We start from the raw sequence: 15,098 nt of genomic DNA on the forward strand, positions 1-15,098 counted from the left end.
TTAGCCAGGTGATTGTCTTACCAGAAAATAAAATGTTCTGGCATCACAACTTGTTCAAACAAACACGCTATTGGATTCTCAAACCACAAACACACACCCATCACCACACCACACAAAACGCGTGTGTTCACTGGGGGTATCAGTTTCATTTTGTGTTACCTACCCGATCGCCTGAACCTCGGATCAAACCGTGTTTGTCCTGGTCAGACCCGGTGGAAACTCTGTCTCAGTGACCGTGTTTCCGGCGGGGCAACGAGATATAACTCTAGACCACCACAGAGGCGGCGTGCAAATCCAAAACCGACTTTCTCCACGTGACACCCACCACACAGCCTGCAATGCGCGCATCAACAGCCCCGCCAATGCGGGGTGCTAGCGTCCTGAGTATGAGCACGGAACCCACAGACACATCGCTGACACGCGCCCAGGCCCCGATCGCCATCGTCGCCGGAGCATCGGGGTTCATCGGCGGAGAGGTGCTCGATGCGCTCAGAGCTTGGGGGTACGCGACGCGGACGATCGGCCGCTCCCCCGCCTCGGCCGACGCCACCTGGGATCGTCCCGACCGAATCGCCGAGCTCGTCGACGGCGCCGATCTGCTCATCAACCTCGCCGGCCGCAGCGTCGGATGTCGGTACACGGATCCCAATCGACAGGTGATCTGGGATTCCCGAGTCGATACGACCCGCGCGCTCAACACGGCGGTGGCAGCCGCCTCGGTGCCGCCGCGTCTGTGGATCAACTCGAGCACGGCCACCATCTACCGTCATGCGATGGACCGACCGCAGACCGAGGAGGACGGCGACATCGGCGAAGGGTTCTCAGTCGACGTCGCCAAAGCCTGGGAGAAGGAGTTCTTCGCCGGGGACCTGGCCGCGACCAGAAGAGTCGCGCTGCGGATGGCGATCGTCCTCGGTGACGGCGCGGCGTTGAACATGTTGGCCACCGCGGCCAGACTCGGCGCGGGAGGAGCCCAGCATGAAGGGCGCTGGTTCCCGCACCGGCGCTATCGCGGGATCGGCCCGGCGGCTTCCGGGCCGACGGTCTGGCGAGGGCACCCGCCGAGTCACGGACGACAGCGGTTCAGCTGGGTCCATATCGACGACGTGCTTCGGGCAATCCGGTTCATCGACGAACATGACGAGCTCAGTGGTCCGATCAACGTCTCGAACCCACAGGTCGCAGATAATCGCTCGCTGATGAAAGCGCTGCGCAAGGCAGTGCGCATGCCCGTGGGGATTCCTGCTCCCAGGTGGCTGCTCGAGATCGGGATGGTCGTCCTGCGTCAGGAGTCGGAACTCGTGCTCAAGAGTCGGTGGGTGCTGCCGGCACGACTCGAAGCGGCCGGGTTCGACTTCAGGTGGACCGACATCGAGGCGGCGACGAAGCACCTGCTGCGCTGAAGTGCAGGTACTGCACTCCCCCGTCTGGGGGAACGGCTTCCCCGTCTCCGGGGAACGGCAGGATCACACGTTCAGCCGACGGCCGTCTCGGCGGGGATTCCCTGCTCGACGCAGTCGGCGCAATAGGGCTGCAGACCCTTGTCCGTGCAATCGGCGCACCGCAGGTACTGTCTGCGGCACTCGAGGTTCGCACAGTTGACGAACTCCGGCGTCTTCCTGTCGCAGGACACGCAATGCCCGATGGATTCGACGTTGTCACCGAACTCGACGTGCATGCGCTTGTCGAAGACGTACAGCGAACCGTCCCAGTAGCCGGAGCTGCCGAAGGTCTCGCCGTAGCGGACGATGCCGCCGTCGAGCTGATAGACCTCTTCGAACCCGCGGTTCTTCATGAGCACGGACAGGACCTCGCAGCGGATTCCGCCGGTGCAGTAGGTGACGACGGGTTTGTCTTTGAAGTCGTCGTATTTGCCGGATTCGATCTCGGCGATGAAGTCACGCGTGGTGTCGGTGTCGGGAACGATCGCGTCCCGGAACTTCCCGATCTGCGCCTCCATCGCATTGCGGCCGTCGAAGAAGACGACCTCTTCGCCGCGTTCGTCGAGGAGTTTGTGCAGGGCTCCGGGCTTGAGATGCTGGCCGCCGCCTTGGACTCCGTCTTCGGTCACCGTGATCTCATCAGGAGTGCCGAAGGTGACGAGTTCGTCGCGCACCTTCACGCTCAGTCGCGGGAAGTCATCGCCTTGACCGTTCGACCATTTGATGTCCGCGCCTTTGAACGGTGCGTAGGACTTCGTTGCCCTCACGTACTGCTTCACCTCGACGATGTCCCCGCCGACTGTGGCGTTGATCCCGTCCTTCGACACGATGATCCGCCCCTTGAGCCCGAGACTCTCGGCCAGGGTGTGCTGCCACAGCTTGACCGCTTCGGGGTCGGGCAGCGGGGTGAAGACGTAGAACAGGACGATCTTGGGAGTTGCCATGGCTCCCATTCTAAGTGGGGTGCGACAGTCGGATTCCCAGCGGGGAACGGTCCCTACCCGCGCCGAGGCGGTCCGCCCGTGGACGCGCTTCGCCCCCGCGGTGAGGACACGGCTAAGATTGGCCGTGAGTGCCGTGTCGTATGAAAGGGCCCCGAAGAGGACATGACGTCTAACCTCAGCTCTGCGGATTCCACGCAGGTCGATTCCCCGCAGAATGCATCGAAGAAGGTCAAGGAGACGGTCGAGTTCGCAGCGGCGAACCCCGACGTCGAGCAGCCTTTCGCCGATCTCGGTCTCACGGCCGACGAATACGAGAAGATCAAAGCGATCCTCGGACGTCGCCCCACCTCGGCGGAATTGGCCATGTATTCGGTGATGTGGTCCGAGCACTGCTCGTACAAGTCCTCGAAGGTCCACCTGTCCAAGTTCGGTGACAAGGTCACCGAGGACATGAAGAAGCACCTGCTCGTGGGCATCGGCGAGAACGCCGGCGTCGTCGACATCGGGAACGGCTGGGCGGTGACCTTCAAGGTCGAATCGCACAACCACCCCAGTTACGTCGAACCCCACCAGGGTGCGGCCACGGGAGTCGGCGGCATCGTCCGCGACATCATCTCCATGGGTGCACGCCCGGTCGCCGTGATGGATCAGCTGCGGTTCGGAGACATCGACCATCCGGACACCGCCCGTGTCGTCCACGGCGTGGTCGCCGGCATCAGCAACTACGGCAATTCCCTGGGCCTGCCGAACATCGGCGGCGAGACCGTCTTCGATTCCGTCTATCAGGGAAATCCGCTGGTCAACGCCCTGGCTGTGGGTGTCATGCGGCATGAGGACATCCGTTTGGCCAACGCGTCGGGCCTGGGCAACAAGGTCGTGCTCTTCGGTGCGCGCACCGGTGGCGACGGCATCGGCGGTGCTTCGATCCTCGCTTCCGAGTCCTTCGACGATTCGAAGCCCTCGAAGCGCCCCGCTGTGCAGGTCGGCGACCCGTTCGCCGAGAAGGTGCTCATCGAGTGCTGTCTCGAGCTCTTCCACGCCGGTGTCGTCGAAGGCATTCAGGACCTCGGCGCTGCGGGCATCTCCTGTGCGACCTCGGAACTGGCCTCCAACGGTGACGGCGGAATGCACATCGCGCTCGACGATGTGCTGCTGCGCGATGAGACCCTCACCCCTGAGGAGATCCTCATGTCGGAGTCGCAGGAGCGGATGATGGCCGTCGTTCGTCCCGACCGCCTCGAGGAGTTCCTCGAAATCGTCGGCAAGTGGGAGGTCGAGACCTCCGTGCTCGGCGAGGTCACCGACTCCGATCGTCTCGTCATCGAATGGCACGGCGACGTCATCGTCGATGTGCCCCCGCGCTCGGTCGCCCACGACGGACCCGTGTACAACCGTCCGTTCACCGCACCGTCATGGACCGCCGAGGTGGCTGCGAACACCGTTGAGGCGGCTGGTTTGGCGAAGCCCGAGTCCGACGATGAGCTGCGGTCGACGATGCTGCAGCTGGCGGGGTCGCCGAACCTCGCCTCGAAGTCGTGGATCACTTCGCAGTACGACAAGTACGTCCAGGGCAACACCGCTCTGGCCTACCCGGATGATGCCGGTGTCGTCCGCGTCGACGAGGAGTCAGGTCTCGGCGTGGCCATCGCCACCGATGCCAACGGCCGTTACAGCTTCCTCGACCCGGCGCGCGGTGCACAGCTGGCTCTGGCCGAGGCCTACCGCAATGTCTCGACCTCCGGTGCCATTCCGCGTGCGGTCACCGACTGCCTGAACTTCGGATCGCCGGAGGATCCGGAGATCATGTGGCAGTTCGCGCAGGCCGTCGAAGGCCTCGCCGACGCCTGCCAGGACATGGGAATCCCGGTCACCGGCGGCAATGTGTCCCTGTACAACCAGACCGGCGGAGTGGCCATCCACCCGACGCCGGTCGTCGGTGTGCTCGGCGTCTTCGATGACGTCACCCGCGCCACCCCGAGCGGCTGGCAGGAGCCGGGCCAGACCATCTATCTGCTCGGCACCACCGAGGCGGAGCTCGACGGATCGGCGTGGGCCGACGTCACGGCGGGCCACCTCGGCGGGGTTCCTCCGCAGTACAAACCCGCGGCAGAGAAGGAGCTCGGCGAGATCCTCATCAACTGCTCACGCGACGGCATGATCGATGCGGCGCACGATCTGTCCGAGGGTGGACTGTCGCAGGCGCTCGTCGAATCGTCGCTGCGCTACGGCACGGGTGCCCGGATCTGGCTCGATGAGGTCTGCGAGCGTGACGGCATCGACGTGTTCACCGCACTGTTCTCCGAGTCGACGGCTCGCGCGATCGTTGCCGTGCCACGGTCGGAAGAGGTCCGCTTCAAGGACATGTGCACGGCCCGCCGGTTCCCGTTCGTGCGCATCGGCATGACCGATGCCGGTGACGGAGCTCCTGCGCTCGAGGTCGTCGACCACTTCTCGATCGGACTCGACGAACTCGGCCAGTCCCACGAGGGTACGCTGGCTGATCGCTTCGGCGGCAGCGTCGCGGCGGTGACCGAAACCGCGGTCTGAGCCACGACCGGCGAAGACTGACACGAGACCGCCTCTCGGCCTCGACAAGACCAGCTGCGGTTGGTCCTCTCGAGGCCGCGAGGCCGTTTCGCTGTCGCGCTGTGTCCGAATCGCCCCGCTGGGCGTGACGGTCACGAAAGCGAGTCGGCAGACTTCTCACCTGGGCGCCTGCTGCGGCGCCAGCGGTCACGCAGCGGTCCGACCATGCCCCAGGCGAGAACAGTGAAGACGGCGACGATCGCCCAATAGATCAGCCAGAAGGAATCAGCCAAGCCTGCGATCGCGAATCCCACGACCAGCAGCGCGATGGTGATCGCCGAGGCGTGGATCCAGAACAATACTTCACCGGCGATGGCAGCAACGACTGTCGGCGAAGAGATGGCCGGAGGACCCGCGTCTGGCAATTCGCGAAGCTTGGTGCGAAGCTCTGCCGCTCGATGACGATCGCCGTCTCGAGACACACGTCTGGTTGGCCTCCAGCATCACCGCGCGATCGGTTTCAGCACGACAGGCACTGGGGTCGATCAACGAAGGACTCGACAGGCTCTGCGCCAACACCATCGAGGTCTATACCGGGCGGGTCGGCGATGCCTCGGCCCGTACAGCTCTTCGCGCCTTCACCGACGGACTCGCTCTGAACGGAATCGTCGATCCGGAACGCTTCACCCCGTCCGTCGTCGAATCGAGCCTCGATCTCTATCTCGACGGGCTGCAGCGCCCTGATCAGTAAGCAGACTGTGCTGGCGCCGGGGCAGTCCCGCCGTTGGCACGGGCGAGCAGGTGGAAGAGTCCGAGGCTCGCAAAGATGAGCGCAAGCCACACGGCTTGGACGAGGGCTCCGGCCATGACGCCGGTCGTGGCATTTTCCGCCAGTGGTTCGGCAACCGTCACATTGAGGACGGCAACGATCGCACCGATGACGACTGCGATGACGAGGATCCACCACCGACGATTGCGGGCGATGCCCCACCCGCAGAATACCGTGGCCAGGAAGAACGCATTGAGCACGCCTTGGATGATGTTCATGGTGAGCAGTGAGCTGCCGTCTTCCGTCCCGACCGAAGTGAGAAGGATTCCTGTCAGGGGTGTGAGGATCAGCAGGGCTGCACATCCGAGGAGGTAGATTCCGGCGCCGATGAGTCTCCGCGCCCAGACGGTGTTCTTCACCAGCAGGATGGCTGCAGTGCCGAGGACCAGCCGCAGACATGCGCAGAGGACCGATCCGACGCTGAAGAGCAAGACTGCTGCGGTCGCCTCCCCCGACGTCGCCATCGGGGCCAGCACCAACGACGGCAGCACTCCGATGAGGAGTGCCGCCCAGAACAGACTGCGGGCGAGCCAGCCCGGATGCGGCGGAACCGACACCAGCGTAGCCGCCGGGCTCCGAGCGGGTCCCTGACTCCACTGCTGACCGGCGTCTGACCGCCCGGTTTGATCCTGACCGTATTGTCCGCTGCTCATGCCACCCAGCATATGAGCCAACCCCACTTGTGGTTGAACAGAACGGGCACTTTTTCAGTACTGGCCTGAGCTGACCTCACCGCGTCTCCGGCCCACCAACCCACTCCGTCCACGTGTCACAAGATGACGACAGCCACACATGCGCAATCACGAATGTGATTGCCTGGGAGGGAATGCTGCGGCGCGACTGCCGCAGTCGCACCACACGATCGAACTGAGACAGAGGAGCCAACCATGGCAACAATTCGCACATCCCATGCGGGATCCTTACCCCGCACTCCCGAACTCATCGAAGCCAACAAGGTCAAACAGGCGCAGAACACTGCCCGCCTGGCCGGTGAGTCCGTGTCGCAGGAACAGGAGCAGGAATTCGACGAGCTCCTCGCCGCCAGCGTGACCGACCTCGTCAAACGTCAGAAGAATCTGGGCATCTCGCTGCCCAACGACGGCGAATACGGACACGCCATGGCCGCCGAGTTCGACTACGGGGCCTGGTGGCACTACTCGTTCGCCCGCACCGGCGGACTCGAACTCCATGACATCGACCTCTGGGAGATCCCGGCCAACCGCTCGACCCCGGGAAACATCGTGCTGACGAGCATGCCTGACCGGCGCGACCGCAACCTCTTCCCGAATGTCTACACCGATCCGAAGGCCGGCACCGAGACCGGAACTCAGCCCCAGTTCCCGAAGGCGACGGGACCGATCAGCTACATCGGCCAGGACCAGGTCAACCGCGATGTCGCGAACCTCAAAGCCGGTCTGGCCGCGGCAGGCTACGACGAGCGCGCCGGTTACATCAACGCTCTCTCCCCCGGTTCGGCCTCCCGCATCGCCAACGAGTACTACAAGACCGACGAAGAGTTCATCTGGGCGTGGGCCGACGTGCTGCGTGAGGAATACCTCGCCATCACCGAGGCGGGGCTGACCGTCCAGATCGACGATCCGTCCCTGGCCGAGAACTTCGACCAGATCAACCCGGAACCGTCGTTCGACGACTACCGCAAGTTCATCCAGATCCGCATCGACGCCCTCAACCATGCGCTGCGCGGAATCGACCCCGCTCAGGTGCGCGTGCACACCTGTTGGGGCTCCTGGCACGGACCCCACGTCACCGACCTGCCGTTCATTGAGATCGTCGACCAGGTGCTCTCGATCAACGCTGCGGGCATCACCTTCGAAGCCGCGAATGTCCGGCACGAGCACGAATGGCGGATCTGGGAAGAGAAGAAACTGCCGGAGGGCAAGTACATCATCCCCGGCATCGTCTCCCACTCGACGAACGTCGTCGAGCATCCCGAGCTCGTCGCCGAACGCATCGGCCGGTTCGCCAAGCTCGTCGGACCCGAGAACGTCGTCGCCTCCACCGACTGCGGCCTTGGCGGCCGCGTCCACCCGGACATCGCCGTCGCGAAGCTGCAGTCCTTGACCGAGGGTGCGGAGATCGCCTCGAAGCGCTTCTGAACCACTGCCGCAGAAACAGCAATAACAACAGAAACACCGGTCCCCTCCGGTCGGCTCACATGCCGAACGGAGGGGACTTCTGTGTTACGCCCCGCCGCCGAGCTCCTCGTCGAAGCAATCGCTCAATGTCGGGTGGGCGAACTGGTATCCGGTCTCCTGCAGCTTCTCCGGCACCACTCGCTGGTCCGCCAGAGCCAGCTCCTTCGCCCCATCACGGCCGAGCATGATCTCTGTGATGAAACCGGGCGTCGGGATCCACGCGGGTCTGCGCAGGTGGGCGGCGAGCGCCTCGGCGAATTCCGCCTGCGTGACAAGCTCCGGCGCAACAGCGTTGACCGGCCCGCGCACATAGTCATAGAGGACCGCGTGCACATATGACCGTGCCACATCGTCAAGCGAGATCCAAGCCAGGGCCTGCTCCCCGCTGCCCAATCGACCGCCAGCACCGGCAAGGAACAGCGGCGCCTGCAATTTGAGCAGACCGCCCAAGGAGCTGAGCACTACTCCGGTTCGGATCGACACACGTCTGATCCCGGCATCCTCGACACCGGCTGCCGTCTCTTCCCACTTCTGGCACACCTCGGCGAGGAATCCGTCGCCGGCCGGTCCGGTTTCGTCGACTGGTTCGTCAGCTTTCGACCCGTAGTAGCCGACCGCGGAGGCACAGACGAAGACCGAGGGCCGCTTGGTCTCGGGCAGACCGCGCATCGTTTCGACGAGCAGCCTCGTCGAGTCGATTCGAGACGACCAGATCTCGTCCTTCGCATGCTTGGTGAAGCGAGTGGCGATGGATCGCCCACCGAGGTGGACCACTGCATCCGCCCACGCGAGGTCGCGTGGATTGAGGATCCCCAGGTCCGGATTCCAGTGCACCTCGTAGGGAAACTTCGGGGTTTCGCGCACAAGCAGTCGCACGAAGTGTCCCGCGGTGGAGAACAGAGCGGCGACCTGGCGTCCGATCATTCCGCTGGCGCCGGCAATGAGGATGTGTTTGCCCTTCTTCCGCGTCAGCAGGGGCGCATTCGTGGATTCGAGAAAGCCGATATCCATAAGCATCCGCTTGCGGCGGGCGTCGAAGGTGGCTTCAAGGTAGTGGGTGAGGCCCCGGTCGATGACGTCGAAGCCCTGCGGAGCCATGGAGAATTCGATGTGGTCGTCGATCTTCGTCCCGCCGGCGACCGAAGTGAACTCGTGCGTGTGCTTCCACTGCCTCAGCGGCCCCTTCTTCAGCTCATCGACGAAGGAGAACCGCGATGGTCCCTCCGAATGCACCGAGCTGAACGGCCGCCGCACAAGGCCGTAAGTGCAGGGAACGCTCGTCTTCACCTGCGCCACCGAGCCCGGCGCGATCGGAGGATAGCTCTCCTCGACGATCTCCTGCGCCCAGTGAGGCGAGAGGCGGGTCAGCGCTCCTGGCCGAGCATGCCAGTCGAATGTGGTCTCCGCACCGAGCGGAATTTCAGATGTCGACTCAAAGATGGTCATGGCATCCCTCCTACCTCGAATGATGCCACCGGTTTCTGAGAATGTGGCCCGCAACTCACCTAAGTCCAAGTGAATTGTTCTCGCCGAGGCGGCTCACCCTCCCAGCCGACCCGCCGAAGCCGTCCGGCGGGTGTCCGAAACCTGCTTCGGCGGGTCCGAAGTGTGGGCGCAGTGATCTCGATCAGGGCGCCCACACTGCGAACCAGCGGGTGCAGCGCGACAGCCCGCGAGGGCACCGCGGTGCACTGCAACCGGCGACTCAGTCGACTGCCGGGATCTTGCCGAAGCGGAACGCCGACCAGAAGTCACCGCGCACATATCTGTGGGAAGGTTCCGGGTCGAAGTCCCAGTGGCGGACTCGACCGACCTTGAGCGCGTCTGCGACGAGTTGGCGGCTGCGCTGCGAGGTGAGCACATGGTCCTCGAGGTGCCCGAGGTCGTACCGGGACTCGAGTTCTGCACGCATCGACTCATGCGCCTGGGCATAAGCCGGATCGGCGGCGCGGTTGACCAGCTCGTCGGGATCCTCCGCCAGGTCGAAGAGCAGCTCCGGGTCGCCGGGGCACACAGTGAGCTTGAGATCGCCGCGCACCAGCGTGACCTGCGGCCGGTAGGTGCCCTCGGCGAAGTACTCGATGACGACGTCGCGGTACTCGGACCCGAGTTTTCCGGCGCCTTCCCGCCTGGCAGATTCGAGTATCGAGGTTCCGGTCAGTCCCTCATCGATCGCCGAGGCGACTCCTGCACCTGCATCCGCCGTGCCCGCGAACGGCCCGGGGACACCCTCGGCTGAGATCTCCGCCGAACCCTGCGCGATTTCGAGCAGGGTCGGCGCGAGGTCGACGAGACTGACCGGAGTCGCATACCGGCCCGGGGCGATCACCTCGGCGGGTCCGTTGATAATGAGCGGAACTCGGGAGGACTGCTCGTAGGGCGACATCTTGAACCACAGGCCCTTCTCCCCCAGCATGTCACCGTGGTCGCTGGTGACGACGATGACGGTGTTGTCGGCGAGGTCGAGCTCTTCGAGCTTGCGCCGGATCGCTCCGACGTGGTCGTCGATGTAGTTCACCGCCGCATAGTAGGCACGGCGGGCCCGCCGCACGTCATCGATTCCAGGCTCGCGTTCGTCGAAGCCGCACATCGTGCGCAGACGGTGGCTGTGCGGGTCCACGGCTGGATCGGGGACCTCGGGGTGGGCCGGGTCCGGGATGGCCACCTCGGCGAATCGGTCCCAGTTGGCCTTCGGCGGCTCGTATGGGTCGTGGGGGTGGATGAACGAGGTGACCATGAGGAACGGCTGATCGCACCCGGCGGCCTGGTTCGCGCGCTTGCGGTCGTTGAGGTGGCGCAGGGTTCTGAAGATCACCTCGTCGTCGAAGTCCTGCTGGACGTTCGCGGTCGCCGCACCGGCGGTGAACACGGGGTCCGCCTCGTGGTACCACTGCAGCTTCTGCTCCAGGGGACGGTTCCAGTCGGGCACCATATCGAGATCGGCCGGGTACACGTCCGTGGTCACGCGCTCTTCGAAACCGTGGTGCTGATCAGGCCCGATGAAGTGCATCCGCCCGATCAGCGCCGTGTGGTAGCCGAGCTTGCGCAGACGGTGGGCGAACGTCGGCACGGACGCCGCGAAGTCGTCGCCGTTGTCCAGGCAGTCTATCTCCGAGGGCATCCGCCCGGTCATCATCGACGCCCGCGACGGCGAGCACAACGGAGTATTGCAGTACGCACGGTCGAAGACAGCTCCGTCGGCAGCCAGGGCATCCATATTCGGTGTCAGCGCGGCCGCATCGCCATAGGCGCCCAGAGCCTGGGCGGCCATCTGGTCGGCTTGGATGACGACGATGTTCGGGGTGGTCATGGGCGGTCCTCTCTGCGGTCGGGGCCGGAGTCGGCTTCGGAATCGGTCGCTGAATCCGGGTCGGATTCGCTCGCCGAGGCGGTCCCGGAGTCCGCAGCGGTCGTGGAGGCGGCGGCCACCTCGGCGGCGGTGGATTCCTCAGTCGCTGCGGAGTCCGCGGTGTTCGCGGAATCGTCGTCGGGCGTCCACCCGTCGGCCCATTCGCCGGTTTCGTAGTCGAAGCCGACGGGTTCGCCGTTCTCGTCCGTGCGCTGGTACCAGTCGGTGTAGTCCCCGTGCTCGGAGTCGATTCCGCCGTTCGCACCGTCACCGGGGTCGGTGGGCACGACCTGCAGGGCGAAGTCGTCACCGTAGGCATCGGCACCGGCGACCACGGCGTTGTCGACCGCGTTGAGCGCGTACTGACGGCGCAGGGCCAGCGGATCCGTGCGCAGCTCCTTGAACCAGGCGACGATGATGAAGAGCATGACGAGAGCGAACGGCACCGCAGTGACGATGACGAGCTGTTGGAGTCCCTCGAGTGCGCTGGCGTCGCCGAGGAGGAGCATCACCACGGCGATTCCGGACATCACGAGACCCCAGAACACGACGACCCACTTCTTCGGCTCCTGATCTCCGCGGCTGGTGAGCATGCCCATGACCACCGAGGCGGAGTCCGCGGAGGTGATGAAGAAGATCGCCAGGACGATGATGACGACGAACGGCAGCCATTCGACATAGGGCAGGTTGTCGATGAGGGTGAAGAACACCTCGGGGGCCTCCATGCTGTCGGTGAAGCCCGATGCTCCGGACCGATACATCCAGATCGAGGTTCCGCCCATGATGCCGTAGGCGACGAAGAGCAGCGTCGAGGGGATGAAGATCGTGCCGAGGATGAACTGGCGGATCGAACGGCCGCGGGAGATGCGGGCGATGAAGGTGCCGACGAACGGCGACCAGGAGATCCACCACGCCCAGTAGTAGACGGTCCACAGGGACTGGAATTCCTGGGTCTCGGCACCCCAGGACAGGGATCGGCCCATCATGTCGAACATCGATCCGAGATATTCCATGAACGCCGAGGGCAGCAGGTTGAGCAGGTAGAGCGTGGGCCCGAGGAAGAGCACGAGCGTGACGATGCCGACGGTCAGCACGATGTTGATCGAGGACAGGTAGCGGATGCCGCGCGAGACGCCGGAGACCGCGGAGATGATGAAGCCGAGGGTGAGGACGAGGATGATGACGACGAGCATATTGTTCGTCATCGGTCCCGCACCGGAGACGATGCTGACACCGGTGCCGATCTGCATGGCCGCGATCCCCAGGGCTGCGGCCGTACCGAAGAGAGTGGCGACGATGGCGAAGATATCGACGAGCTTTCCGGCGAAACCCTCCGTCTGTCGCTTGCCGAACAGAGCCTGGAAGATCGAAGACAGCAGCAGCGACCGACCGCGACGATAGGCGGCATAGGCGATGGCACCGCCGACGAGGGCGTACATCGCCCACGCATGGAAGCCCCAATGGAAGTAGGTCTGGGCCATCGCCCCGTGGAGCGCCTCGGTCGTCTCCGGATCGTTCGTCAGGGGCGGCGGTGAGATGAAGTAGGTCAGCGGCTCGGAGGGTCCGAAGAAGAGGACGCCGATGCCGATGCCCGCCGCGAAGAGCATGGCGACCCAGGAGAAGGTGGAGAATTCGGAGGTCTCTCCGTCCTTGCCCAAGGGAATCTTGCCGTAGGGAGAGAACGCGAGGATGAGCAGGGAGACGAGGATGATGATCGCGACGAGGTTGAACAGCCATCCGACGTTGAGCGTCGCCCAGTCATACGCCGCCTGAGCGACGCTGGCGACGCTGGACGGACTGGAGATCCCCCAGATGACGAACGCGACGGTGAGGCCGCCGGCGATGGCGAAGATGATCTTGTCCAGCGAGTACTTGCGCCGCTGTTCGTCGATGGCTATTCCAGGCACGAGGATGGGATGGGTGTCGTGCGGGTAGTGGCCGTGCGTATCTTCGAGATCGGCCTTCACGGGACCGCGCGGTCGACGGTAGTCGAACTGGCCGAGGTTGCGCCCGGTCTCGCGACCCACGCGTTTGGCGTCGTCCCTCACTCGGCGGGCATCGGCCATGATCCGTTCGCGTGGTGCACGGCGAGCCGCCTCGGTGGGGGCATCGGACTTCAGATCCGGGCCTGGATCGTGTTCGTCGGTAGGGGTGGAGTCATCAGTCATGTGTCGGTTCACACTCTTTCGATAGTTGCGGAAGACTGCCGAAATCGATCGGTCCCGTACACAGAGACGAACGCATCATGGCCCGATGGCATGAACGCACATCGGGTACGAGTGGGAGATCAGTTGATGCGACCGGTAGGCGGCCGACGACCGGGCAGGTGGTCTGCGGATCGGCGATCAGTGACTAGGGCTCGCCGCCCCACCAGCCGACGGCCACGGGTTCCCAGGAATCATTGGCGAAGCCGCAGCTCGGGCGCTCTCGATTCGGGGTCGACCATCCCCAGCGGTGGAGGTCGTCGAATCGAAGAGGGATCATGTCTTCGGACGATAACAGCTTCCTTGCGGCTTCACAATAAATTCCCAGCAAAGACCGGGTCAGCCGATTTCGACGAGCATGACGCCGACGGTGATGCAGCCGATCCCGATGAGCGCCTTCCGCGTCAGCGGGTCCTTCCAGATCACGCGGGAGAGCAGGCAGACCAGTGCGACTCCGCAGGCCGCCCACAGACCGTAGGCGACGCCGAGCGGCATTCCCTCGGCGAGAGTGCGGCTGAGGAAGAAGAAGGCCGCGGTGTAGCTGATCGCCACGGGGATGAACCAGATCTTGCGCTGCAGTCCGGCGCTTGCGCGCAGGCACAGGGTGCCGGCGACTTCGCTGAGGATCGACAGGGCCAACCACATCCAGCTCATTCGGTCACCTCCGCATCGAGGGTCTCGGATTCCTCGGGAGTGCCGGATTCGACGAGGATGACCCCGATGATGATGAGGGCGATGCCGATGATGGCGCCGATGCTCAGGTGCTCACCGAAGAACACGATGCCGAGCACGGCGACGAGGGCGACTCCGCTGGCCGACCAGGTGGCGTAGACAGCACCGAGCGGCATGCCCAGCCGCTGGGTGAGCCCGAGAATGAAGAAGGCTGTGGCGTAGAGGACGATGACACCGGGGATCCACCTGAGATCGGCAACCGAGGCGCGCAGCATCAGGGTGGCGGCCACCTCGGCGAGGATGGCTGTGACGAGCAGCAGCAGACGTTTCGATGTCATTCGCTCACCTCCAGATGGGTGTTGTCGGATGCTCTTTCAGCGGCGTCGATGAGAGCGAGGGCGTGCTCGCGCACGGCGGCGAGGTCCTCGGAGGGGAAGACTCCCGTCGCCTCTGACATCCACGCACCGTCGGCGCAGAATCGAGCCGCGGTCAGCAGAGATACCGCACGATCGTCGAGTCCGGTGGTGTCGAACCACGGACCGAGGTGCTCGCCCCATGCCCGCGACAGCTTCGGGTGGTAGAGCGCATCGGAGAAGATCCAATAGTCGGCGCGGGAGACTTCGGCAGTGGTGGCCACGGTGACATAGGCACGGTGCCGCTCGAAGCTCGACAGCTCCTGACTCGGGCGCCCGGTGTGCTCGCGCAGTCGCCGTGCCCAGTCTTCTGCGGCATGGTCGACGAGCCCGAGCATGAGCGCTTCCTTGGACGGGAAGTGATACATCAGGCCCGGCTTCGTCAGACCCGCCTGCTGCGCGACCGACCCCAGCGAGATCGTCACGCCCTGCACCGAATCATGCGATTCGGCCAGAGCCTTCGCCGCCTTGAGAATCCGCATCCGTCCATCATTCGCCATGCCTTCACTTTACCAACCGGTTGGTAAAGGAAGAGAGGGCGGCCGGCGAGCGTTCGCCTGGCT

Annotated in this window: 14 protein-coding genes; 4 read left to right on the forward strand and 10 right to left on the reverse strand. The window is 64.4% G+C overall.

Annotated elements, in window-relative coordinates; genetic code table 11:
- The first annotated feature begins 386 nt into the window (after nucleotides 1-386).
- Nucleotides 387-1,403, forward strand: a complete 1,017-nt coding sequence (locus tag HK353_RS12880; RefSeq protein WP_173156715.1) for an epimerase — start codon at nucleotides 387-389, stop codon at nucleotides 1,401-1,403.
- A 71-nt stretch (nucleotides 1,404-1,474) separates the two neighbouring features.
- On the opposite strand, the gene trhO is transcribed toward HK353_RS12880, so the two are convergent.
- Entirely contained in the window at nucleotides 1,475-2,386 is a 912-nt protein-coding gene (gene trhO, locus HK353_RS12885; RefSeq protein WP_173156717.1) for an oxygen-dependent tRNA uridine(34) hydroxylase TrhO, read from the reverse strand.
- A 162-nt stretch (nucleotides 2,387-2,548) separates the two neighbouring features.
- On the opposite strand from trhO, the gene purL reads away from it, so the two are divergent.
- On the forward strand, nucleotides 2,549-4,933 hold the full coding sequence (purL, locus tag HK353_RS12890) for a phosphoribosylformylglycinamidine synthase subunit PurL (RefSeq protein WP_173156719.1): 2,385 nt from the start codon (nucleotides 2,549-2,551) through the stop codon (nucleotides 4,931-4,933).
- Between the two features lie 131 nt (nucleotides 4,934-5,064).
- Here purL and HK353_RS12895 read toward each other — a convergent pair whose 3' ends face one another.
- Complete coding sequence (locus tag HK353_RS12895; protein ID WP_173156720.1) at nucleotides 5,065-5,271, reverse strand: hypothetical protein; 207 nt, start codon at nucleotides 5,269-5,271, stop codon at nucleotides 5,065-5,067.
- 65 nt (nucleotides 5,272-5,336) lie between these two features.
- Between HK353_RS12895 and HK353_RS12900 the strand changes: the two genes are divergently transcribed.
- Nucleotides 5,337-5,663, forward strand: coding sequence for a TetR family transcriptional regulator C-terminal domain-containing protein (locus HK353_RS12900; protein WP_342589929.1), 327 nt, complete (start codon nucleotides 5,337-5,339; stop codon nucleotides 5,661-5,663).
- Here the strand turns inward: HK353_RS12900 and HK353_RS12905 are convergent.
- Nucleotides 5,657-6,394 carry a hypothetical protein gene (locus HK353_RS12905; protein WP_173156722.1) on the reverse strand — a complete coding sequence of 246 codons (738 nt, stop codon included), beginning with the start codon at nucleotides 6,392-6,394 and terminating at the stop codon, nucleotides 5,657-5,659. The two genes, HK353_RS12900 and HK353_RS12905, sit on opposite strands and share 7 nt — an antisense overlap.
- A gap of 234 nt (nucleotides 6,395-6,628) precedes the next feature.
- Here HK353_RS12905 and HK353_RS12910 point away from each other — a divergent pair, with 234 nt between their 5' ends.
- Nucleotides 6,629-7,858: a cobalamin-independent methionine synthase II family protein gene (locus HK353_RS12910; RefSeq protein WP_173156724.1), complete on the forward strand. Its 1,230-nt coding sequence runs from the start codon at nucleotides 6,629-6,631 to the stop codon at nucleotides 7,856-7,858.
- Between the two features lie 84 nt (nucleotides 7,859-7,942).
- Here HK353_RS12910 and HK353_RS12915 read toward each other — a convergent pair whose 3' ends face one another.
- The 7 genes from HK353_RS12915 to HK353_RS12940 form a co-directional block, all read right to left on the reverse strand.
- A complete protein-coding gene (locus HK353_RS12915; RefSeq protein ID WP_173156726.1) occupies nucleotides 7,943-9,343 on the reverse strand; it encodes a TIGR01777 family oxidoreductase in 1,401 nt (466 codons plus the stop codon).
- Nucleotides 9,344-9,602: 259 nt separating this feature from the next.
- A complete protein-coding gene (betC, locus tag HK353_RS12920; protein WP_173156728.1) occupies nucleotides 9,603-11,207 on the reverse strand; it encodes a choline-sulfatase in 1,605 nt (534 codons plus the stop codon).
- The gene (locus HK353_RS12925) at nucleotides 11,204-13,414 is read right to left on the reverse strand and encodes a BCCT family transporter (protein ID WP_245396002.1); all 2,211 of its coding nucleotides are present in this window, start codon (nucleotides 13,412-13,414) and stop codon (nucleotides 11,204-11,206) included. Before HK353_RS12925 ends, betC begins: the two co-directional genes overlap by 4 nt.
- A gap of 184 nt (nucleotides 13,415-13,598) precedes the next feature.
- Nucleotides 13,599-13,730: a hypothetical protein gene (locus HK353_RS17315; RefSeq protein ID WP_281063484.1), complete on the reverse strand. Its 132-nt coding sequence runs from the start codon at nucleotides 13,728-13,730 to the stop codon at nucleotides 13,599-13,601.
- Nucleotides 13,731-13,789: 59 nt separating this feature from the next.
- Nucleotides 13,790-14,104, reverse strand: coding sequence for a DMT family transporter (locus HK353_RS12930; protein WP_173156730.1), 315 nt, complete (start codon nucleotides 14,102-14,104; stop codon nucleotides 13,790-13,792).
- Nucleotides 14,101-14,460: a DMT family transporter gene (locus tag HK353_RS12935; RefSeq protein ID WP_173156732.1), complete on the reverse strand. Its 360-nt coding sequence runs from the start codon at nucleotides 14,458-14,460 to the stop codon at nucleotides 14,101-14,103. The genes HK353_RS12930 and HK353_RS12935 overlap by 4 nt, the downstream gene beginning before the upstream one ends.
- Entirely contained in the window at nucleotides 14,457-15,035 is a 579-nt protein-coding gene (locus HK353_RS12940) for a TetR/AcrR family transcriptional regulator (RefSeq protein WP_173156734.1), read from the reverse strand. The genes HK353_RS12935 and HK353_RS12940 overlap by 4 nt, the downstream gene beginning before the upstream one ends.
- Between the last annotated feature and the right edge of the window lie 63 nt (nucleotides 15,036-15,098).

The organism is Brevibacterium permense (assembly GCF_013280495.1).
Classification (GTDB): domain Bacteria; phylum Actinomycetota; class Actinomycetes; order Actinomycetales; family Brevibacteriaceae; genus Brevibacterium; species Brevibacterium permense.

Coding starts and splice junctions, on each gene's coding strand:
- HK353_RS12880 (WP_173156715.1), top strand. CDS start 387: ATGAGCACGGAACCCACAGACACATCGCTGACACGCGCCCAGGCCCCG.
- trhO (WP_173156717.1), bottom strand. CDS start 2,386: ATGGCAACTCCCAAGATCGTCCTGTTCTACGTCTTCACCCCGCTGCCC.
- purL (WP_173156719.1), top strand. CDS start 2,549: ATGACGTCTAACCTCAGCTCTGCGGATTCCACGCAGGTCGATTCCCCG.
- HK353_RS12905 (WP_173156722.1), bottom strand. CDS start 6,394: ATGAGCAGCGGACAATACGGTCAGGATCAAACCGGGCGGTCAGACGCC.
- HK353_RS12910 (WP_173156724.1), top strand. CDS start 6,629: ATGGCAACAATTCGCACATCCCATGCGGGATCCTTACCCCGCACTCCC.
- HK353_RS12915 (WP_173156726.1), bottom strand. CDS start 9,343: ATGACCATCTTTGAGTCGACATCTGAAATTCCGCTCGGTGCGGAGACC.
- betC (WP_173156728.1), bottom strand. CDS start 11,207: ATGACCACCCCGAACATCGTCGTCATCCAAGCCGACCAGATGGCCGCC.
- HK353_RS12925 (WP_245396002.1), bottom strand. CDS start 13,414: ATGACTGATGACTCCACCCCTACCGACGAACACGATCCAGGCCCGGAT.
- HK353_RS17315 (WP_281063484.1), bottom strand. CDS start 13,730: ATGATCCCTCTTCGATTCGACGACCTCCACCGCTGGGGATGGTCGACC.
- HK353_RS12930 (WP_173156730.1), bottom strand. CDS start 14,104: ATGAGCTGGATGTGGTTGGCCCTGTCGATCCTCAGCGAAGTCGCCGGC.
- HK353_RS12935 (WP_173156732.1), bottom strand. CDS start 14,460: ATGACATCGAAACGTCTGCTGCTGCTCGTCACAGCCATCCTCGCCGAG.
- HK353_RS12940 (WP_173156734.1), bottom strand. CDS start 15,035: ATGGCGAATGATGGACGGATGCGGATTCTCAAGGCGGCGAAGGCTCTG.